The 21,384-nt window shown below is 48.7% G+C and carries 19 protein-coding genes; 4 read left to right on the top strand and 15 right to left on the bottom strand.

The genetic code is table 11. The annotated features are described in order from the left end of the window. Position 1: 1 nt before the first annotated feature. Genes fkpB through murJ form a run of 5 tightly spaced genes read right to left on the bottom strand, consistent with a single transcriptional unit; the run spans position 2 to position 6,331 of the window. Positions 2 to 442 (bottom strand): FKBP-type peptidyl-prolyl cis-trans isomerase, encoded by a 441-nt coding sequence (gene fkpB, locus CWE15_RS06435; protein WP_126757253.1) that lies wholly within the window; start codon positions 440 to 442, stop codon positions 2 to 4. After that, positions 435 to 956: a signal peptidase II gene (gene lspA, locus CWE15_RS06430; protein ID WP_126757252.1), complete on the bottom strand. Its 522-nt coding sequence runs from the start codon at positions 954 to 956 to the stop codon at positions 435 to 437. The genes fkpB and lspA overlap by 8 nt, the downstream gene beginning before the upstream one ends. Then, positions 956 to 3,796, bottom strand: coding sequence for an isoleucine--tRNA ligase (gene ileS / locus CWE15_RS06425; RefSeq protein ID WP_126757251.1), 2,841 nt, complete (start codon positions 3,794 to 3,796; stop codon positions 956 to 958). Before ileS ends, lspA begins: the two co-directional genes overlap by 1 nt. Then, positions 3,793 to 4,764 carry a bifunctional riboflavin kinase/FAD synthetase gene (ribF, locus tag CWE15_RS06420; protein ID WP_126757250.1) on the bottom strand — a complete coding sequence of 324 codons (972 nt, stop codon included), beginning with the start codon at positions 4,762 to 4,764 and terminating at the stop codon, positions 3,793 to 3,795. Before ribF ends, ileS begins: the two co-directional genes overlap by 4 nt. Positions 4,765 to 4,813: 49 nt before the next feature. Beyond that, on the bottom strand, positions 4,814 to 6,331 hold the full coding sequence (gene murJ, locus CWE15_RS06415; RefSeq protein ID WP_126757311.1) for a murein biosynthesis integral membrane protein MurJ: 1,518 nt from the start codon (positions 6,329 to 6,331) through the stop codon (positions 4,814 to 4,816). A gap of 348 nt (positions 6,332 to 6,679) precedes the next feature. Here murJ and rpsT point away from each other — a divergent pair, with 348 nt between their 5' ends. Next, on the top strand, positions 6,680 to 6,946 hold the full coding sequence (gene rpsT / locus CWE15_RS06410) for a 30S ribosomal protein S20 (protein WP_126757310.1): 267 nt from the start codon (positions 6,680 to 6,682) through the stop codon (positions 6,944 to 6,946). Between the two features lie 126 nt (positions 6,947 to 7,072). Here the strand turns inward: rpsT and CWE15_RS06405 are convergent, their stop codons facing one another. After that, positions 7,073 to 7,342 carry an acyl carrier protein gene (locus CWE15_RS06405; RefSeq protein ID WP_126757249.1) on the bottom strand — a complete coding sequence of 90 codons (270 nt, stop codon included), beginning with the start codon at positions 7,340 to 7,342 and terminating at the stop codon, positions 7,073 to 7,075. A gap of 240 nt (positions 7,343 to 7,582) precedes the next feature. Here CWE15_RS06405 and pseB point away from each other — a divergent pair, with 240 nt between their 5' ends. Genes pseB through CWE15_RS06390 form a run of 3 tightly spaced genes read left to right on the top strand, consistent with a single transcriptional unit; the run spans position 7,583 to position 11,911 of the window. Next, positions 7,583 to 8,584 (top strand): UDP-N-acetylglucosamine 4,6-dehydratase (inverting), encoded by a 1,002-nt coding sequence (pseB, locus tag CWE15_RS06400; RefSeq protein WP_126757248.1) that lies wholly within the window; start codon positions 7,583 to 7,585, stop codon positions 8,582 to 8,584. Beyond that, positions 8,581 to 9,735 carry a UDP-4-amino-4,6-dideoxy-N-acetyl-beta-L-altrosamine transaminase gene (gene pseC, locus CWE15_RS06395; protein ID WP_126757247.1) on the top strand — a complete coding sequence of 385 codons (1,155 nt, stop codon included), beginning with the start codon at positions 8,581 to 8,583 and terminating at the stop codon, positions 9,733 to 9,735. The genes pseB and pseC overlap by 4 nt, the downstream gene beginning before the upstream one ends. A 1-nt stretch (position 9,736) precedes the next feature. Next, positions 9,737 to 11,911: a 6-hydroxymethylpterin diphosphokinase MptE-like protein gene (locus CWE15_RS06390; RefSeq protein WP_126757246.1), complete on the top strand. Its 2,175-nt coding sequence runs from the start codon at positions 9,737 to 9,739 to the stop codon at positions 11,909 to 11,911. Here CWE15_RS06390 and CWE15_RS06385 read toward each other — a convergent pair. The 9 genes from CWE15_RS06385 to CWE15_RS06345 all read right to left on the bottom strand — a co-directional run bounded on the left by CWE15_RS06385 (position 11,901) and on the right by CWE15_RS06345 (position 21,319). Then, complete coding sequence (locus tag CWE15_RS06385) at positions 11,901 to 14,786, bottom strand: 6-hydroxymethylpterin diphosphokinase MptE-like protein (RefSeq protein ID WP_126757245.1); 2,886 nt, start codon at positions 14,784 to 14,786, stop codon at positions 11,901 to 11,903. The genes CWE15_RS06390 and CWE15_RS06385 overlap by 11 nt on opposite strands. 20 nt (positions 14,787 to 14,806) lie before the next feature. Then, complete coding sequence (locus tag CWE15_RS06380) at positions 14,807 to 15,121, bottom strand: hypothetical protein (protein ID WP_126757244.1); 315 nt, start codon at positions 15,119 to 15,121, stop codon at positions 14,807 to 14,809. Next, positions 15,121 to 15,552, bottom strand: coding sequence for a flagellar export chaperone FliS (fliS, locus tag CWE15_RS06375; RefSeq protein WP_126757243.1), 432 nt, complete (start codon positions 15,550 to 15,552; stop codon positions 15,121 to 15,123). The genes CWE15_RS06380 and fliS overlap by 1 nt, the downstream gene beginning before the upstream one ends. A gap of 28 nt (positions 15,553 to 15,580) precedes the next feature. Beyond that, entirely contained in the window at positions 15,581 to 17,014 is a 1,434-nt protein-coding gene (fliD, locus tag CWE15_RS06370; RefSeq protein WP_126757242.1) for a flagellar filament capping protein FliD, read from the bottom strand. Between the two features lie 11 nt (positions 17,015 to 17,025). Beyond that, on the bottom strand, positions 17,026 to 17,448 hold the full coding sequence (locus CWE15_RS06365) for a flagellar protein FlaG (protein ID WP_198674980.1): 423 nt from the start codon (positions 17,446 to 17,448) through the stop codon (positions 17,026 to 17,028). A gap of 461 nt (positions 17,449 to 17,909) precedes the next feature. Beyond that, complete coding sequence (locus CWE15_RS06360; protein ID WP_126757241.1) at positions 17,910 to 18,728, bottom strand: flagellin N-terminal helical domain-containing protein; 819 nt, start codon at positions 18,726 to 18,728, stop codon at positions 17,910 to 17,912. Between the two features lie 213 nt (positions 18,729 to 18,941). After that, complete coding sequence (locus CWE15_RS06355) at positions 18,942 to 19,760, bottom strand: flagellin N-terminal helical domain-containing protein (protein ID WP_126757240.1); 819 nt, start codon at positions 19,758 to 19,760, stop codon at positions 18,942 to 18,944. A gap of 184 nt (positions 19,761 to 19,944) precedes the next feature. Next, positions 19,945 to 20,364: a hypothetical protein gene (locus tag CWE15_RS06350; protein ID WP_126757239.1), complete on the bottom strand. Its 420-nt coding sequence runs from the start codon at positions 20,362 to 20,364 to the stop codon at positions 19,945 to 19,947. Positions 20,365 to 20,494: 130 nt separating this feature from the next. Then, complete coding sequence (locus CWE15_RS06345) at positions 20,495 to 21,319, bottom strand: flagellin N-terminal helical domain-containing protein (RefSeq protein ID WP_126757238.1); 825 nt, start codon at positions 21,317 to 21,319, stop codon at positions 20,495 to 20,497. Between the last annotated feature and the right edge of the window lie 65 nt (positions 21,320 to 21,384).

Below are 21,384 nucleotides of genomic sequence, written 5' to 3'. Positions count from 1 at the left end.
TTTACTCCACACTTAATATTTCGACGGCAAAGGTAACCCGCTGCCCTGCCAGTGGGTGATTAAAGTCGACGGTGACCACGCCGGCCGAGATGTCACGAATAATACCAGGTAGTTCGCGTCCATCGGGCTGGGTGAAGGCAATAATGTTCCCCACTTCTGCAGGCGTTTCAGCGGAGAAACGGCTCTGCTCGACTTGATAAATGTTCTGTGGGTTCGGTTCGCCAAAGGCCTCCGTAGGCTCCAACGTGAATTCCCGTTCGTCACCTGCCTTTAACCCAAGCAAACAGTTTTCAAAGTTTGGGGTTAAATTGCCGTCGCCTATGGTAAGGCGTGCAGGTTTGCCATGAACACGGGTGCTGTCGGCGGCAGAGCCGTCGTCGAGCTTTATAGCAAAGTGCATGATCACCTTGCTGCCTTGTTCAATTACGGCCAATTCACTCATTGCTTTTTCCTTGTTGCTGTACTGCAAAAAAACTATCCACCACCATAGTAATAGCGCCGAGTACAATAGCACTGTCGGCGATATTAAAGGCGGGCCAGTGGTAGTTACCATAGTAGAAGTCGAGGAAGTCTACCACAGAGCCTAGCATGACGCGGTCGATGACATTGCCAATAGCGCCGCCAATAATAAGGGCGAAAGCAATATTCACGCGCTTCATGCTTTTGGGTTGCCGCCTGAGCATTAGGCCAAGGCCGGCACTAATAAGGAGTGCCAGGCTGACAAATAAAACCTTTTGCCAGCCGCCTTGGTCGCTTAAAAAACTAAAAGCGGCGCCAAAGTTGCGTACATGGATAATATCAAAAAACGGTAGCACCTGAATGCGCTCCGACATGTACGCCACATTGTTTAAAATCCACTGCTTGGTGACCTGATCGAGCAGAACCACCAAGCCGCTAAGCCACAACATGGTCAGCCCACTTTGCCGCCAGCTGCTAGGTACCTGTTGTTTGGTCATTAGGCAAACGCTCGCTGTTCACCGTCGCCGCTGACGTTGGTGACGCAGCGACCACACAGGGTTGGATGCTCAGCATGGCTGCCGACATCTGAGCGGTGCTGCCAGCAGCGACTGCACTTTTCATGCTCGGTACGGCGTACCAATACACTTAAGCCTTCGATGTCCGTGTCGAGGGCATCGGCAGGCACTTCTGTGTTCGGTGCCACCACCACGTCTGACGTGAGCAAAATAAAGCGTAGCTCTTGCTCCGGCAAAGTCAGTACGCTTTGCAGCTCTGGGCTTGCAAACAGGGTGACTTCAGCTTGCAAGGAGCCGCCAATTTGGTCGTTATTTCGTGCTTGTTCTAGGGCCCGGTTCACTTCCGCACGCACTTGCAGTAATTGCTGCCAGTTGTCGTTCCCAATGCGGTCGCTGTTTTCAATGCCGGCTGGCCATGCGGTGTACCACTCAGCAGTAAACACGTACTTGTCGCGGTTGCCTTCAGCTGGTGCTGGCAAGAGCTCCCAAATTTCTTGAGCGGTGAAGCTCATAATCGGTGCCATCCAGCGCACTAAGGCTTCGGCAATATGCCACAGGGCCGTTTGGCACGAGCGCTGCGCTACACTGTCGAGCTTGGCTGTGTATTGACGGTCTTTAATAATGTCTAAGTAGAAGCTACCTAGCTCCACCGAGCAGAACCGCATGAGTTTTTGTACCACAGTGAGGAACTGGTAGTCGTCGTAGGCGTGGGCTAGCTCTTCTTGCAGTGCCCGAGCACGGTTTACAATCCAGTGGTCTACCGCCACCATGTCCGCCACCGCCACTTGGTGCTTGCTAGGCTCGAAACCATTCAGGTTGGCTAACAAGAAACGCGCTGTGTTGCGGATACGACGGTACGCGTCGGCAGAGCGCTTCAAGATTTCATTTGAGACGGTCATTTCTGCTGTGTAGTCGGTAGAGGCAACCCATAAGCGCAAAATGTCGGCGCCCATTTTGTTCCACACCTCTTGTGGCGCAACCACGTTGCCCAAGGACTTCGACATTTTGCGGCCTTGGCCGTCTACGGTGAATCCGTGGGTCAGCACTTGCTTGTACGGTGCTTTCCCCTGGGTTGCCACACCGGTTAAAAGCGACGACTGGAACCAGCCACGGTGTTGGTCTGAGCCTTCTAAGTAAAGGTCTGCCGGCCAGGCTAAGTCTTCATTTTGTGCCAATACCGCGTAATGGGTGACGCCCGAGTCGAACCATACGTCGAGGGTGTCGGTGAGCTTACGGTATTGGTCTGCTTCTTCGCCCAACAATTCAGCAGGGTCAAGATCGAACCAGGCTTGTATACCTGCTTCTTCAATTTTTTGCGCTGCGGCTTCTAAGAGCTCCGCAGAGCGCGGGTGCAATTCGTCGGTTTCACGATGCACAAATAAGGTCAGCGGCACACCCCACGTACGTTGGCGTGAAATACACCAGTCTGGACGGCCGTCTACCATGCCGGCAATACGCTGCTCGCCCCACTCGGGGATCCAACGCACTTTGCCGACTTCTTCGATTGCTTGTGCTCGTAAGCCCTGTTGGTCCATGCTCACGAACCACTGGGGCGTAGCACGGAAAATAATAGGTGTTTTATGGCGCCAGCAATGCGGGTACGAGTGTTCGTAGGCCTCGTGGTGCATTAAGTAGCCCGCGGCGGTTAAGCTGTCAATAATTGGCTGGTTTGCTTTAAATACGTGCTGGCCGGCAAATTCAGGGGTGTCACTTTTGTACACGCCGTTGTCGTTCACTGGGTTGTAGGTTTCAAGGTTGTACTTTTGACCTACATTGTAGTCGTCCACACCATGGCCAGGCGCTGTGTGAACACAACCTGTACCTGAGTCGGTGGTCACGTGGTCGCCTAAAATAACCGGCACGGTGCGCGCTTGTAATGGGTGTTGCAATTCCGCTAATTCAAGGGCGGCACCTTGGCAAATGCCGAGGCTGCTGTATGCGCTAATGCCATAGCGGGCCATGGCTTGCTCCACCAAGTCGGTGGCAAGAATTAAACGCTCGGCTGGACGTTCACCTTCGGCTTCTACTTGTACTAAGGAGTACTCAAGCTCGGCGGCCACAGTGACCGCCATGTTGGCTGGAATGGTCCAAGGCGTGGTAGTCCAAATAAGCATGCTAACTGGGCCTTCACCCACCTGGTCGCTGAACTTGCTGGCAACGACATCCGCTTCGATCACAGGGAAACGTACGTCGATAGCTGGTGAGGTACGGTCTTTGTATTCCACTTCGGCTTCCGCGAGGGCTGAGCCACAGTCGGTACACCAGTGCACGGGCTTAAAGCCTTGTTGCAAGTGGCCACGCTGCATAATGGCGCCAAGGGCACGCACAATATTGGCTTCTTGCTTAAAGTTCATGGTGAGGTACGGGTTGTCCCAGTCACCGAAGACCCCCATGCGCTTAAAGTCTTCCCGCTGAGCGTCTATTTGTGTGGCAGCATATTCACGACATTTGGCGCGGAACTCGGCGTCGGTCAGCTTCTGACCTGGCTTGCCGTACTTCTTTTCCACGACCAGCTCAATGGGCAGGCCATGACAGTCCCAGCCGGGTACATAGGGTGCGTCGAAGCCGCTGAGGGTTTTCGACTTCACCACGATGTCTTTCAAAATTTTGTTGACCGCATGGCCAATATGAATGGCACCGTTTGCGTAGGGAGGGCCGTCGTGCAAAATAAACTTATCGCGCCCTGCCCGTGCCTGACGAATTTGACCGTAGAGGTCGTCTGCGTACCAGCTTTTCAGCATGTCTGGCTCGCGCTTGGCCAAGTTACCACGCATAGGGAAAGGTGTATCAGGTAAGTTTAAGCTTGCTTTGTAGTCACTCATGGATGCTGCCCGTTGGTTGTCGCTTGAATACTGAATAAATGGGGACGCTGTGCAAACCACTGGCGCCCCGCTGCTTCGTCTTGTGCTAGTTGCGCTTGCAGCGCAGGTAAAGAGTCGAACTTCTGCTCTTCACGAATATGGTACTCGGGGTAAACGCTTAAACGCTGACCGTATAAGTTGCCATGAAAATCGAATAAATGAACTTCTAATTGTAACTGTTCACCGCCAAAAGTGGGCCGTTTACCAATATTGGCAATGCCCTGCCAGTGTTCTTTGCCATTACTTACGGTGACGGCAAACACCCCATGCAAGGGGCTGTGTAATCGCTTTAAGGCCAAATTTGCGGTTGGGTAACCTAGTTTGCGCCCATTCTTTTCCCCATGAATGACCCGCCCGCTAAAATGAAAGGGCTGGCCGAGCATGGTGGCGGCGTCGACAAACTGGCCCCGCACTAAGGCTTCACGAATTAAGGTGCTAGACACCCGGGTTGCCGACTGGCGGTAACTTTCCGTATTGGTTACGGTAAAGCCAAATTCAGCGCCCGCCTGCTGTAATAAATTAAAGTCACCTTGGCGGTTGCGGCCAAAGCGGAAGTCGTCGCCCACCACTAAATGTTTAACGCCAAGCTTTTCGACCAGCACCTGTTGAATAAAATGTTCCGCCGGTTGCTGGGAAAATTCCGCATTAAAACGCGTACAAATTAAGTACTCGAGGCCCAGCTTTGACATTAGGGCGTATTTTTCGCGCCACTGGCTTAACCGAGCCGGTGCTTGCTCTGGCCGAAATAGCTCTAACGGCTGTGGCTCGAACACCATAACCGCGGCAGGCACATTTAAGTCTTGCGCATATTGACGCACACGGCGCAGCACAGCTTGGTGCCCTAAGTGCACGCCGTCAAAGTTGCCTATAGTCAGCACACAATGGCGGTGCCGAGGGCGAATATTATGTAAACCGCGAATTAACTTCATAAGCGCGCGAGTATAGCGAAATTAAGCATAGGAATCAGCACCTGTGTAACTAATGTGCAGTTTTTAACTGACTCGGCCGACCACCTAGCAGTAAAAAACTGGCAACAAAGGTAACCCCACCGGTAGCAATTAAGCCAGTCAACCACAGAATACGCTGCATTAAGCTGTTGTCTATCCACAGCTCACGGCTTGGGTTCAGCCAGACAACAAGCAGGGCCATCGTTACGGCTGCCAGCACCACCCGGGCAAAAAACAGCCAGGTCGCTTTTGGTAAAGTTAACACCCCTTCTCGGTACAAAACACTGCCCAATAACAGAGCATTTAAGGTTCCCGACAGCGCTGTGGCAATGGCCAGCCCCACATAACCATAGGGGATAGCGAAAATGATATTGAAGCCCATATTGGCCACCATGGCGATAATACCGTATTTCACCGGGCGCTTGGTGTCTTGCCGCGAGAAAAAGCCCGTGGCCAATACTTTCACCAACATAAAGCTAAGTAAGCCAGTGGCATAGGCCGTTAAGGCCCAAGAGGCAAACAAAGCGTCGGAGGGGTCAAATTCACCCCGCATAAACAGCACCATGAGCATGGGTTCAGCAAGCACAATAAGACCCGCCATAGCCGGCACCCCAAGAATAACCACCATGCGCACGCCCCAGTCTAGCGTTTGCTGAAAGTCGTTCGCCGAGTCGTTCACATGGCGCGCCGACAACGCCGGCAAAATAACCGTGGCAATGGCAATGCCAAACAGGCCCAGAGGAAATTCGAGGAGGCGGTCGGCGTAATATAACCAACTAATGGAGCCGGTTTTAAGAAAACTCGCAATAAGGGTGTCGAACAGCAGGTTGACCTGGCTCACGGACACGCCAAATAAAGCGGGGATCATGAGGGTGCGAATACGAACCACCCCTGGGTCGCGCCAGCCCCAACGGGGGCGAACCAGTACGCCGGCTCGCTTTAAAAAGGGCAGCTGAAACAGCAATTGCAGCAAGCCACCAAAGAAAACACCTAGGGCCAAGCCAATTTCAGGCTGCTGAAGTTGGGGGGACACATACAAGGCCGCTACAATAATGGCCACGTTTAACAGCACTGGGGTAAAGGCGGCCACCCCAAAGCGCCCCATGGTGTTGAGCACAGCGCCAGCTAAGGCGGTGAGTGTGACAAAGAATAAATAAGGAAAAGTAATTTTGAGCAGTAAGCTAGCCAGTTCAAATTTCGCCCCGTCCGGCCCCCCTTGGTACCAGTCGAGAAACCAGCCCATACCAAACAAGGCCGCCACCACGGGCGAAAGCACCACAGCGGCAATGGTGACTATGCCCACCAAAGTACCTAAGGTCCCTGCTGCGCGTGCAATGAGTAGGCGCGTATCGCTTAAGGACTTGCCATGATGGTATTCGGTAAGTACCGGCACAAAGGCTTGGGCAAACGCGCCTTCGGCAAAGAGCCGACGTAAAAAGTTCGGTATTTTATTGGCAAAAAAGAACACGTCCGCCGCAGCGCCTGCCCCCATCAGCCCGGCAATCACAACATCTCGCAACAGCCCAAGCACACGGGACAGCAAGGTCATAACACTAACAATAGCGCCAGAGCGTAATAATTTAGGTGCTTTCGGAGCAGCAGGTTCAGGTTGTTTTTGCGCAGAATGAGCCGTGGTCACTGTTTGATTCCAAAAAATGAAAAGAACGTCTACTAGCTAGGAGATTACCACGCGTTGACAGCCCGCGGAAGCCTTGCAATAAGGCCATTTTCATTGGGGTTTGCAGGGGGTTTAAAAATCGACTTGATTACTTACCCCATTGTAAGCGATAATTTGTGCAAATAAATGTCGATTTTATTGACTTTTTCACTTGGTATAGGCATAGTCCTCGACCTTAAAATCAGTACAGTTTTTTACGTAATATTTCAGGAGTCCACCTTGGCTAACATTAAGTCTGCGAAAAAGCGTGCAGTACAGGCAGAGAAAAGCCGTCAGCACAACGCCAGCCGTCGTTCTATGATGCGCACATACATGAAACGTGTTGTTGCAGCTATTGCTGCCGGCGATCAGGAAAAAGCAAAAGCTGCTTATTCTGATTTAACCCCTATTTTGGATCGCTACGCCACGAAAGGCCTGATTCATAAAAACAAAGCAGCTCGTCATAAGAGCCGCCTAGCTGCACAAATTAAAGCTATCTCAGCTTAATTTTATTTTGCGTCTGGCGATGCCTGGCCTACAAAGGTTCTAACACCACAGTAGGTCATGCATTGCATGACGTTGAATGCATTGCATGACGTTGAATGCACGTTTGCTCCCCTGTTCTTCTCTTCTTTAATACACTTCATCCATTCGTTTATAAGCCAACACTAATTCTGCTAGTGTGCCTGGCATACCTTCAAGAGATTCTGTTTGAAAAGGTCGACTGCCTAAGCGCTCGTCCATTCGCGCTATCACCATAGCCATGGCAAGAGAGTCGAGGCCCGATTCCACTAAAGCCGTGTGGGGGTTTATTTCTGCGGCGAGTTCTGTGCCTGTTTGTGCTGCTACCTCTTCCATGCACTTAAACAGTTCACGTTCTATTTGTGCTTCACGTGTGGTCACTTCAACTTTCCTACAAATTAAATACAAGAAAATAATGATTTCTCAACATTCACTAACAATAGCACGCTCGGCGCAACTGTAAAATATGTGTTTCGTGGTAGTATGTGCATGGAAATTGCTTTAACACCGCAGTAGGACTGCAGCAAGACTGCAAACGCCATACTTTTGGCACGGGTGAAGCTGGTGGAAAGCCTGTACAGCTGATATAAAAGATGAAACGGACACGGTGAGCTCAAACCTATGTTTAATAATAAAGTTATTCTCATTACTGGCGGCACGGGGTCTTTTGGCCAGCGTTATACTGACACCTTACTAAAGCGCTACTCTCCTAAAAAAATAATTATTTATAGCCGCGACGAACTAAAACAGTCAGAAATGCAGCAGCACTATAACGCCCCATGTATGCGTTACTTCATTGGTGACGTACGAGACCGGGAGCGTTTGAACCGGGCCATGTATGGGGTGGACTATGTCATTCACGCGGCCGCTTTAAAGCAAGTTCCAGCGGCTGAATACAACCCCATGGAATGCATTCGCACCAACATTGATGGCGCTGAAAACGTGATAACCGCCGCGATTGATAATGGCGTGCGACGGGTGATTGCGCTTTCCACGGATAAGGCCGCAAACCCAGTTAACTTATATGGTGCCACTAAGTTATGTTCCGATAAGTTGTTCGCTGCAGGTAATAATATGGCCGGTAGCCGACCAACCCGCTTTTCAGTGGTGCGCTACGGTAACGTGGTGGGTTCGAGAGGCTCAGTCGTACCTTATTTTGAAAAACTGATTGCCGAGGGCGCCACCGAGCTGCCTATCACCGACATTCATATGACCCGCTTTTGGATTACCCTGCAACAAGGCGTCGACTTTGTATTGAAGAACTTCGAACGCATGCACGGCGGTGAAATATTTGTTCCGAAAATCCCTTCCATACGCATTCGTGACTTAGCTTCGGCTATGGCACCACACCTTAAGCATAAAATTATTGGTATTCGCCCAGGAGAAAAGCTCCACGAAGTCATGTGCCCAGCCGACGATAGCTATCATACCTTGGAGTTTTCTGACCACTTTGTGATTTCGCCAACCATTCAAATGTTTGAGCGCAACTTAACTTACGACATAAATGGCCTTGGGGAAGTAGGTAAGCCGGTGCCTGAAGGCTTTGAATACAATTCAGAAACCAACCCAGAGTTTTTATCCGAAGAGCAAATTCGGCAACTGAATAATACGGTATCGCTATGATTCCATACGGCCGCCAACTTATTTCTCAGACCGATATTGACGCTGTTGTTGAAGCACTGCAAAGTCCTTTAATTACGCAAGGGCCGCGTGTTTCAAACTTTGAACAAGCCATAGCTGACTATTGCGGTGCCCCTTATGGCGTGGCTATGTCGTCGGCCACCGCAGCCTTGCATTTGGCCTGTTTGGCGCTGGGTGTGGGCCCTGGCGATAGGGTTTGGACCGTGCCCAACACCTTTGTGGCTTCAGCTAACTGCGCTCGCTATTGTGGCGCAGACGTCGATTTTGTTGATATAGACCCAAACACTGGAAATATGTCGATCACTGCCCTTGCCACCAAACTGACCGAAGCCCAAGCAAGTGGGCACTTGCCGAAGGTCATTATTCCTGTGCACTTTGCTGGGGCTAGCTGTGATATGGCGGGCATTGCTGCATTAACCAAGCCTTTGGGCATTCATATTATTGAAGACGCAAGCCACGCCATTGGTGGCCAATACCAAGAACAGCCCATAGGCAATTGTGCCTACTCGGACTGCAGTGTGTTTAGTTTTCACCCAGTAAAAATGATTACCTGTGGAGAAGGCGGCGTGCTCACCACGCAAAATGCCGAGCTTGCTGAGAAGGTAGCGACCTTACGCAGCCACGGCATTACCCGAGACCCTGCGCATATGCACGCAGACAACCCAGAGCCCTGGTACTACGAACAACACGCCTTGGGCTTTAATTACCGCATGACAGATATACAAGCAGCGTTAGGCTTAAGCCAACTAAGTCAACTGGACCGCTTTACACAGGTGCGCAACACGCTAGCGAAACGCTACCATGATGCGTTTGCTGATAGCCCGGTAAGCACCTTACAGGTGCCTGCCGATATGTACTCAAGTTACCACTTGTTTGTTATTCAAGTACCTGCGGCACACCGACTGGCTACCTTTAATGCATTACGGGAGGCGGGCATTGGCGTGCATGTGCATTATATTCCTGTGCACTGGCAACCTGACTTTGCCACCCTTGGCTTTCAGCGCGGCCAATTCCCTGCCGCCGAGTATTATTACAGCCAAGCCATTACGTTGCCCTTGTATGTTGAATTAACCGAGGCGGAACAGGACTTCATTATACAGCAGGTACTTATGCTCGCGCGTCAATGGTCGTAATATGTTTTTTAGAGACTTTCGTCACCAAATAGAACCTGACGAAGATAAGCAGCGGCTTTTTTTACAGGCTGCCCGCGAGCGTTTTTACGCCAATTTAAGTTTGTTGCAACTGCAGTTACCCGAGTTGGCCGAGCAATTACGGGCGCTGCAACCAAGTCAGTATACTTTGACATGTGACCGCTCAGGGCACGGCAATTGCGTGCACCAGCATTCCTTTACTATGGCTTGGCCGCCTGCTGCTTTCGAGCCTCCCTATGGTTTTCGCTCTCTTGAAGGCGCAAAACCCGTACTAATAGCCGCCGAGTTACATTATTCAGGTCAGCAGCTAGTAAAGCAGTTATGTCAACACCCTACTCCTTTTGCACTTTTGTATATCCCGAGTTTGGAACTGTTTCATGCCAGCTTGCATGCTGTGGACTGGCTACCCGTGCTGCACAATACGCAGCTCGTTGTGCAGCTTGAGTCACACGTACCTGCTGCAAAACGCTTTAGCCAAGACTTGCAAACCTTAGCTGAGCATCGGGTGGCGGTGGAGCCGGCCTGTTTTGCCGCCATGGAAGAAAACCCTGAACAGCTTGCTGCAGAGCGCCTGTGGCACTTCCAACAGTGCTTACAATACAACCACGACTGCGACCCTGTGCTGCGCCTGCATACCCACAAGTATAAATGGCAGCATGAGTTTCGGCTGCAGAACCTCTTAATTGAAAAACTGCGCCAGCGCCCCATGCCTTCCAAACATGGTTTTACCACCCTGATTTTATGTGGTTATACTCCAGAGATTTTAAGTGAAGCGACTGAAATTCAAGGCCTCAAGCGGGTAATTTTGCTCACCCCACACTCGGTTCCTCAACAGCTCCTTCGTCAGCTTCTCGACAAGAAGGTGCAGCTGTATATGTGCACGGGGACAACCTCAGAGGTGATTGAGCAATTTGTACAATTGATTCACCAACTACCAGGTAAAGCGTTATGGCAGTGTCGTGTGTACCAAGCCGACTCAAACAACGCTGCCAAACAAATACGCCAAAATGTCGAGCTAGAGCTTAGATACATAGTACAGCCTGCCATGGGGGTTCGGCGCTGTTTAGATGCAGCCCACCAAGTGTCAGCTGTAACCCAACACTTAATAACTCGCCGCACTGAGCTACCGAACAACCCCATTTTACTACTGGGCAATGGGCCTTCTTTAACAGCCACCTTAGAAGCCATTCAGGCCGGGCATGCGGAAGGCTACCTGTTGGTGTCGTGTGGAACCACTCTGGCTACCTTGCATGCACACGGCATTACGCCACATATTCATTTGGAGCTTGAGTTCCATTCAAAAGCACTGCTAGAACTAAATAAGGACTACCTAGCCAAAGTCCACTTATGCGCACCTCTTGGCTTTCAACATGGTATTCGTACTCTGTTTGGCTCTCATAGCAGTTTTATATTGGCTGGGCATGCCTTTGACGAGCTAGTGCCCGGTTTACCGGATGACACGATACAAGTGCACGACGCATTCCCTACCGTACTCAATTTGGGTCTTGCGTTATTTGCTCAGCTTGGGGCGAAAGAGCTTTGGATAGCTGGTTTCGACTTGGCCTTTGTTAATCATGATCAGCATCACGCTATAGGATCTATCTATGATCAGCAAAATCCACAGCATTATTTTCGTGCGACTGGGGAGCTTCTAGAAGTAACAACGATTCATAATATGAAAGCGCATACGAAGCGTGAGTTTCAATTTTCTGCTTTGCAGGCACGACTTATTATTTCGCGTTTCCCTCGTATGCAGGCGTATCAACTATCTCCGGGATTGGACTTAGGTGCCCGCTATCGAGAAAGCATAGAGCCCTACAGCGGGACAGTCCGATGGCCGCTTAAACGCTGGTCCTTATCTAGCGCCCAAGTAAACTGGCAGCGTCCACAGCATTTTTACCGCTGCAGCGAGTTGTTTGCCCCCTTAGCCACTGCCACAGCTGAGGAATTAGAAGCCGCTCTTGAGCAGCACTCATTCAAACTAAGCTTGGCTAAACTAGAACACCAACCTGCAGTTTATTGGTCCTTAAGCCTTCGCCGTACTATCGCGGCTTTGTTACTCCGGCTACAAGTGGGGCCCCTCACTGACCTGCAAGATGCCCACGAAGCGTTTCAGCTCATGCTTGAGGACTTCATCCAAGCAGAAGCTAAAATTTAACTGAAATCTCGTCTAACTTGTGCGGGTTTTCGAGCCAGCTGTCGATAGCTTCTTGCAAATAAGAAATCCAAATTTCATTGGCTTTTCGGAAGTTATCAAGGGCTTTTTCTTCATCTCCATCAAGAAATAAGAAACGCACTAAACAGGCACTGGCAAAATGCGAGCTGCCAAAAATAAGATAAAACCAAAGGCTTTTACCCTCTTTATGGAGAGCCAGTATATTGTTTTTTTCATCTTCTAAGCGAGTTAAGGCTTCATCGATAGAATGAACCGGTCGCTTAGCTAATGCCAACATGTTTTCCGCTTCTTCCTGCATACGCTGATTGTCAAAGCCGCGACGATATACTTCTAACATGGCCTCCCGATGTTCGTCCGTAAATAGTTGTGTCCGTAAATGTGTCAGCAACGCCTCACGGTCAGCTTTGGGGTAAGCGGAGACTTGTTCGAACGGACTCGGTTCTGTGCCTTGAATATACGCACCATCACTGCAGTTAAACACCTGGCTTGCCTGCATGCCCGCATCAGCTTGTACTCGCTGGGCCTGCTCGGATAATAACTGTTCCATTATTCGACGAGACAGTTGAAATTCGTACTTGGTGAGCACCACAGGGCTAAAGTTTCCTCTAACGGCAATAGCTTCCCCCGCTGATTTGCGGAAATTATGCCAGCTCTTTTCTTCACCTTTTTTATAGTAGGCAGAGCTTTTTGAGTGATGGTGGTCCATGTCTTTAAAGCCTAGGTCGACCCCCAACAAATAAATGTTTTTAAAGCCAAGGGTAACAGCGATGCTCAAGGCTAAGTTGGTCACCGTTGGATAGCAAAAGTCGACCGCGGCTAATTCACGCTCAAGCTTACTGCGCCGTAGAACAGCTGAGGTACTGGCTTCGCCTTGTTTAAATACAGCGAAGTGCTCTTTAAATAAATCCACACTGTCTGGATGTGTGGCGGTTAGAGACAGTAAAGTAATTTGTTTTAGCCAAGCAAGGTCATTTACTTGTGTGATCCAGTGATAAGTTGCCCTGTTTTGCTCGACTTCAGCGTGAAAGTCTGGCTGTATGCCTGCCACGTACAATGCTTTAAGTGCTGTCCCACAAGACACCACAATAAACTCATCTCGCCGCTGCTTTAGCAATTGCAAATTACTATCTAAAGAGGGGCCGTTCCCTACCAAGACCACGGGCATCTGGGCTAAGTCTTCAGCAACACGCCCTTCATATTTTAAAATGCGCATACGGCCACGTTGAATATTTTGCTCGATATTCCGAAACGCATATCGATTGTGGTCAAAGTTATCACCTAGCATTAAGTAACTTTGCAAGTCTCGTTTCAATTGGTTGATATGAGGCTGCATGTGGGGCGTAAAGCGTGGCACATAAAAGTAAGAGCTTGCCGTTAAATAACCACCGGAAGACTGATACATTTCAAACATATCTTGATGCAAGTAGGTGCCGTCGTCGCCTATGTTTATGGCCAAATGTAAACCTGCCTCACGCTGCGCAGGTAATATTTCATGCCAAGGCACCGTCATGAGTGACCAATAAAAAAAGTCAGGGTTTGGTTCAAAAATATATAATGACTTGATGTCGTACTGACTGACCAGCTCTTGTAGCTGGTAACCAAGCTCTAAGCCAAACCAAATAAGGCTGCTTAATGTTTTTGGTATAAAATGCCCTTTTTCTTCAAGCTCTGTGAGTAAGGCACCAAACTGCCGCGCTTTTGCAAAATGTAGGTAGCTCCACAGTTTTCCGCCTCGATAACCTGTAAACATATCGTTTCTATTGGGCTCGTCGGCAAATAACTGGAGGGTTTGTTGGCACAGCTCGTTTGGCCGTTCATGGTACAAAGCGCCAAGCCGTTGCTCGTGATACAGATTCACTTCGCCATGGTCGTCTAAAAAAGCCTGCCACTGGACTGGCTGATAGTCTTTAAATTGCTCGTATATGTCTGGGAATTCTTGCGCAAAGGCAGCTAAATTCTTTTCTTTTAGGCTTTTTAGCTCAGCCATTCTCAATGCTGCTTGTTCACGCTTAATATTGCTGCGTACTTTCCCTGCTCGGGGAATCAGGTATTGGGTGACATGGCTTAGTGGTTGAATACTTTGCTCACCATAAGCCAAGGCTTTTAAGTTGAAGCCTGGCTGTACCAGCGTGTCGTATACAGCGTCCATAATAGGGTCATGGTAGTGCTTATATAAATAAACATCTTGTGCTTTAAATGCTTGCTGTAACTCAAGTAAGTCTTGGCCTATTTGTTCACCGGTTTGCCCTATTTGTAAAAACAAACGAATACCGCGCTCTTGAGCCGTCTCTAAAATAAAGTGCCAGTCGGCTACTTGCGCACTGGCGCGGAAAAAGTCGAGGGTTGGCTCGTATACCAAAATATTTTGTGGCTGTACTTGTGGCGAGCGAAGTAAGGCTTCTAGGGCATGCCCTAAGCCTAACCCGAGCATGACGACTGTGTCCGCTTGCGCCGGTACTGGGCTTAATGGCAAGGCGGGAACAAACCCTTTCGACTCTGGCATTTGGTATGCGCGTAGCAGAGGCACCTGTTTAACAGGCGTACCGTTGAGCTTTATATGGGCAGCGCCTTGGAGGAAGTCGGCAATGTCTTGTTCACTTTCAGCTTTTGGGTCGAGTCCATAAATGACTTGGCCAGAGTTCTGACTCGCTAAATTCAGGTGCCCTTTTTTATTACAGAACAACCCTAAGTCGTCGATGATGTTTTCTTCAAACACCACGGCCAGGTTCGGCATATAGGCCTGAAATGCCGTTCGATTCAATTGGGTTCTGTGGGAAAGGGGTTCTGTGAGTTGCGATTCAAGTTCGGTTTGGGTAAGGGAGCATGGGGCCAGATGTTTCTTTATTGCTTTTATCATGTGGATTACTTCCCGGTAAACTAATATTGGCGCCTCGCCTTACGGCCTTGTGCCAGCTTAAGTAAATTCTGCCGTGTTTCGTCACGCGCTTCAATGGCTTGCGTGGTCCAGTTGGCAATTTTACTTTGCGTAGCTCTTAAAAAAGTAAGCGTCTCTGGGTCTATTTCTTGGTTCAATTCTTCAAAGTGGGCAAACAACCGTGAAAGCACATCATTGTGTTGGTCGACCTTGGCTGGCAAGGTGTCAAGTGGGTTGTCTGAGTCTGCGAGAAGGGCGTCGATCTCCGCCTGCAAAGCGCGGAGATCATTGATAAAGGAATGAAGTATTTCGGTCATTATGCGCCAGCTGCCTGACGTTCCGCCTGCATGCGTAGGCCTTCTTCACGAGCAGACACTGGAATAGCGTCCCAGCCTTCTTTAATTTGGCGCAACACAAACATGGTTTCTTCCAGCTTGGTAATGTCGTTATCAACACTGACGTCTGTTAACTGGTCAATAATAAAGCTATACAGGTCAAATAAATTATTGGTTACTTCTGCTTTCACGTCCATATCCAGTGCGTCTTGCAGTGCATTGACAATGGCTACGGACTTGGTGAGGTTTTCTGCTTTTGCAGCAAAGTCTTTCCGTTCAATGGCGCCTTTTGCATAGGCCATTTTATCGAGCGCCCCTTGCAGCAACATTTGGATCACACGGTATGGGTCGGCGGTGACCACTTGGTTACTCACCCCCACTGATGCGTAAGCTTTTAAACCTTTGTTGTACATGGAATCACCTTTATCTATTAGTTCTTTATTAACCGTATCCTAACTGTGCAAACATCAGGTTTGCGCCGTTTTGAAGGCTTGATATGGTTTTATCTAACCCTGCAAAACGCATGCGCTGTGTTTCTTCATAGGACTCTAAGTAGCGTTCAAATGCTTCGCGCTCATCACGTATCAATGTTTGCTGACTCTCGACCGCTTTTGTGCGCGACTGCAGCAAGCCACCGGATTGACCATATTCATCCACCAGCGAGCTCAAACGTGTGGCTATGCCGTTTTCACCTGCAAACATTTCGCTTACAGCGTCGAAATTAGATGCCAGGGTTTCTTTTAGCCGCTCTTTACCTGCATCAAGCTCACCACTGGTTCCTTTACTCCACTCAAGTTTACCGTCTTTATCGAAGGTTAACCCTAATTGGAATAGGTTATTGATTTCGCCGGTGCCGGCACTCCCAGCAACAATGTTAGAGAAAGAGCCCTGAATTGAACGCACCATACCGTCGCCAATTAAAGGGCCGCTTTTACTTTTACCGTCTTCGTCTGCGGGCTTGTATTGGGTCGAGCTATTTATCTTATCGACCATTCCATTATAAGCTTTAACAAAGGCTTCAATTGCTTCTTCAACACCTTTTGTGTCGAAGTCGACACTGGCTTTAATGGGCGTATTAGCCTCTGTTTCTCGCAATACGGTAATACTCGAGTTTTGAATCACATTCTCAAAGGTGTTGGTGCTGCTGTAGGCATCAATTCCATCAATATTGATATGGGCGTCAGCGGCTTGGTCTTCAAGCTTTATGGTCATACCCGCTGGGCCAACTCCTGTGGCAACCGTTGACACCGAGTCGAGTTCAGCATTGTCGTTGGTCACAGACAGCTCGCTATTGGCACCGGTAATATCCGATGTAAACACTAAGCGTGTTTCTGGAGAACTACCACCCGTGTTAATAATACTGGCGCTAACACCGAAGTTATCTTTAGACTCATTCACTTGACGAGCAATGTCTTCTAAACTGGCATTTGCGTCTACGGAAATAGAAAAAGCGTGTTCGCCGTCAGCTGTAGCAAAGTTCAAGTTACCAGCTGTGGTTGTGACTGTGTCTTTAGCGCTGGTAAAAGCTTCTGATTGAGCCCGAGTGCCTCGTGCAAGTGCCAGCACTTCCACCATGTAGTTGCCTTTGGCAGCACTCCGGGATGACTCCATGGTAAAGAAAGGCTCACCGTCTTCTGGGTTATTTACAGTGGCTGCTCGGGCTTGCATACGGTCTGTGTCGGAGAGAGTACGAAGTGGGTCTTTTAACTCATTAATAGCTGAGCGCAATGAACCAAGCGCAGAAATTTGCACCTTGGTTTGTTCTTCTCGTTTATCAAGAACAGCCATGCGCGGCCCACGCTCCGCTTGAACAAGCTGCTTCACTAAACTGTCTAAGTCTAGGCCAGAGCCTATTCCAAGTGATGAAATACCCATACGTCCTCCTGCTATACCATACTGTTTACAAGCACACCAATGGCCTTTTCTGCGCCTTCTTGTTGCTCTCGCAACCGCTTCGCTAACTCAAGCGCTTCTTCACTTGGAAGCTGACGAATAACTTCACCTGAGTCCTGGTCGATGACAGATACAACGGTGCGATTCGCAGCTTCGTCAACCGTGAACTTCAATTGCCGTGCTTCTAATGGTATTGCTTCATTTAGTTCTTGAATAATATCAGCTAACGCACTCAGCGGTTGCTCTTTCGGTTGAGCTTTTTCCGGTTGCGTTACGCTTTTGGTATCTTGCCGTGGCAACGAAACCGTTGCGACAGAAATCGAAACAGCATCCTCTTTGGCAACGTCCTGTGCTTGACGTTCAGCCTGCTGGTTGCGCTCCGCCCCCATGGACAAGTTTGTGGATTCAACTTTCATACCAATAAACTCCCACCTCTTCAACAAGCGAACTTGCTTGCTCATTTACCTGCGAGCTACAACCCTCGCAAGCTACCCCTACATGTAGCTGTATCGGCACCATACTTCATTACTTTAGATTTTATTGTGGCAAGTTTATTTGGTATTGCAATTTTATCCACTTGTAAAGTGTTGGCATGATACCTGCTTTGCTAATACTGTGTTTCAGTGAACACGCTATTTTGACAACTTTTTGACGTTTGTCTGCTGGCTAACCCGGGTGCCCCCCTACAACCTCTTACTCGGGTTAGCCAGTCTTTCCTACAAACTACAATATACTCTTACTTATTTTCTGTATCGGACCCAACTGGTTAAACTTTAGCCACACCGGCAAAAAATTGCCACCCCACCCAGTTTTTATTGATGCATAAAAAAATACCGAGCAGCTGCTCGGTATTTTGAAGTCTTTGGCTTGCCGATTATTAACGTAAAAGCGATAGTGCCGCTTGTGGACGTTGGTTGGCCTGTCCTAAGATAGAGGTACTTGCTTGCTGAATAATTTGGTTACGTGTCAATTCAGCTGTTTCTTTTGCAAAGTCTGTGTCCATGATGCGTGAGCGCGCGCCCGAAACGTTTTCAGAGATGTTCGTTAAGTTACGAATGGTTGACTGAAAACGGTTTTGGATAGCACCTAAGTCGGCACGCTGCGCTCCGATAGTGGAAATAGCACCATCTAAGCTTTTTAATGCTGTCGCGGCACCTGCCGCACTTGAAACAGACAATGAAGCAATTCCTAAGCTTCCTAGCGCAACACTTTTGAGCGAGATGGAAATGTTTTGATCCGCATTTGCACCCACTAGGAAGTTTATCCCTTTGTAGCTACCACTTAATAAGTTTTGGCCTGCAAATTCAGTCGTTTCAGAAATACGCGTGATTTCTGTTTTAAGGGCTGATACTTCTTTTTGTAGCGCAGCACGGTCGGCTGTGGTGTTAATGCCGTTCTGTGATTGTACCGCAAGCTGACGCATACGCTGAAGTGAATTAGTTACTTCTTGCATGGCACCTTCCGCTACCTGTGCTACAGAGATGCCGTCTTGCGCATTACGTACCGCTTGATTTAGACCTTGAATTTGCGAGGTCATGCGGTTGGTGATTTGCAAGCCCGCAGCATCATCTGCCGCACTGTTAATGCGGAAACCAGATGATAAACGCTCGAAAGAAGTATTTAAGGCATTGCCTGAGTTCAGCAATTGACGTTGTCCATTCAATGACGACACGTTTGTATTTACATATAGAGACATAAGTCCCCCCTTTTATATTCCGAATCCTCAACAGGAAACGTATTTCAGTGTTTGCTATTTTGACACCTTTTTAGGTGCTCAGATCCTTATCGGATGAAAGCGGCAAACCTTTAGGGGGGATCGGCAATTATTTGCCACCTGATGAAAAAAACCACCAGACAATAAAAAACCGGCTCAAATTGAGCCGGTTTCCCTTATTTTGCTGCTTACTAATTAACCTAGCAGTGAAAGGGCTGCTTGTGGTCTTTGGTTGGCCTGACCCAAGATTGTTGTACTGGCCTGCTGAATTATTTGGTTACGTGTTAACTCGGCTGTTTCTTTCGCAAAGTCTGTATCCATAATACGTGAGCGAGCTCCCGTTACGTTTTCAGCTATATTCGTTAAGTTACGAATGGTTGACTGGAAGCGGTTTTGGATTGCACCTAAGTCGGCACGCTGCGCTCCGATAGTGGAAATAGCACCATCTAAGCTTTTTAATGCTGTCGCGGCACCTGCCGCACTTGAAACAGACAATGAGGCAATTCCTAAGGTTCCTAAGGCAACACTGCCAAGTGTAATAGAGATATTTTGATCTGCATTCGCACCCACTAGGAAGTTCTTTCCTTGATAACCACCACTCAATAGTACTTGTCCAGCAAACTCAGTGGTTTGAGAAATTCGCGTGATTTCTGTTTTCAGTGCAGACACTTCTTTTTGTAGTGCAGCACGGTCGGCCGTGGTGTTAATGCCATTTTGCGACTGAATAGCCAGTTGACGCATGCGCTGCAAAGAAGTGGTGACCTCTTGCATGGCACCTTCGGCTACCTGGGCCACGGAAATACCGTCTTGGGCATTTCGCACCGCTTGGTTTAGACCTTGAATTTGCGAGGTCATGCGGTTGGTAATTTGTAGGCCTGCTGCATCGTCTGCCGCACTGTTAATACGAAAGCCAGACGACAAACGCTCAAACGACGTACTCAACGCATTCGAAGAGTTCATAAGTTGGCGTTGGCCATTAATTGATGAGATGTTTGTGTTTACATATAGAGACATAAGTCCCCCTTCTGTTTAGTCCGGCTTCCGCTTTGGAAGTTTATGAGTAACTGATTAATCCTACACAGCATGACTGTGTCTAATTACCTTATCGGACACCTTGGGGAATTCTTGAGCAAAAAACCGACAAGTTTGTCGGTTTTTGTTTGAGTTTGATACAAGCAATTGTTTATTCTACGAAAGTTTATTGCTTCGGTACTGCGTTAGTGACCGCTTCTTCGTAATATCGACGCACACTTAAGGTTTGGTCATTGATTAAGCGCTGGTAGATAATACCTGCAAAAGCAAACGTATATTCACCCTTTTGCAAAAAGACTGAGGGCGCTTGGTTATCTGACGCATCATACACCCAGGTACCACCATATTGGTTCCTGAATATTTCTCCCACATAAGCACCAAACATATTGCACAGGGTAAAAATAATTTCGCTATTGTGGATGTCTTGGCCGTATTTTTCCCGGGCTTGCAAAATAAGTTGGTCGACGGTTTCTAGACTCTCCACGCTTTGGTCGAGGGTCGCAGCAAACTCTTCCGCCGCATAGGCACTGGCATCGGCTGCTGTATCTATCATGAGTTGTTTTAGTTCTGAGCCTGAAACTGACATACGCTGCCCTTTTTATAAGTGAGTTAAAGCTAGTTTATGGCGTTCATAGAACGATAGCAACCAGTCGCTAGCTTTAACAAAAATGCCGGACCCGAGGGCCCGGCAACTCTTGCCAAAACAAGAGAGAGTCTTAACCTAGCAGTGAAAGCGCTGCTTGTGGTCGTTGGTTGGCCTGACCTAAAATGGTCGTACTCGCCTGTTGAATAATTTGGTTACGGGTTAGCTCTGCTGTTTCTTTGGCAAAGTCTGTGTCCATAATACGTGAGCGGGCGCCTGTTACGTTTTCAGCAATATTCGTGAGGTTGCGAATAGTAGACTGGAAACGGTTTTGAATAGCACCTAGGTCTGCACGGGACGCTCCAATCGCTGAAATTGCAGCATCAATTTTTGTCAGTGCCGCTGAAGCCTTTGCTGCAGTATCGACACTCACATCACTGACAGTAATGTTTAAGTCGCTTGTTGCTACACTGTTCAATGTAATAGAGATATTTTGGTCGGCGTTTGCACCTACTAGGAAATTTTTATTTTCATAGCTGCCACTTAACAGGTTTTGACCTGCAAACTGCGTCGTGGTTGCAATACGGTCAATTTCAACACGCAGGGCAGACACTTCTTTTTGTAGTGCTGCGCGGTCAGCTGTTGTATTGATACCGTTTTGCGACTGTATTGCGAGCTGGCGCATACGCTGTAGTGACGTGGTCACCTCTTGCATCGCACCTTCAGCAACCTGGGCTACGGAAATACCGTCTTGGGCATTTCGTACTGCTTGGTTTAGACCTTGAATTTGTGAGGTCATACGATTGGTAATTTGCAGACCGGCCGCATCGTCTGCCGCACTGTTAATGCGGAAGCCCGATGACAAGCGCTCAAAGGATGTATTCAGCGCATTTGATGAGTTCATAAGTTGGCGCTGGCCATTCAATGATGAAATATTTGTGTTTACATATAAGCTCATTGTTCTCTCTCCTGATAAATATTTGTCAGAGTGATGGCTCTTACCGGCCTTTTATTATCAATCTG

The organism is Aliidiomarina taiwanensis (assembly GCF_003987015.1).
GTDB classification, from domain to species: Bacteria; Pseudomonadota; Gammaproteobacteria; order Enterobacterales; family Alteromonadaceae; genus Aliidiomarina; species Aliidiomarina taiwanensis.
The sequence above is the reverse complement of the archived record's forward strand: the minus strand, read 5'-3'. Positions and strand labels throughout refer to the sequence as shown.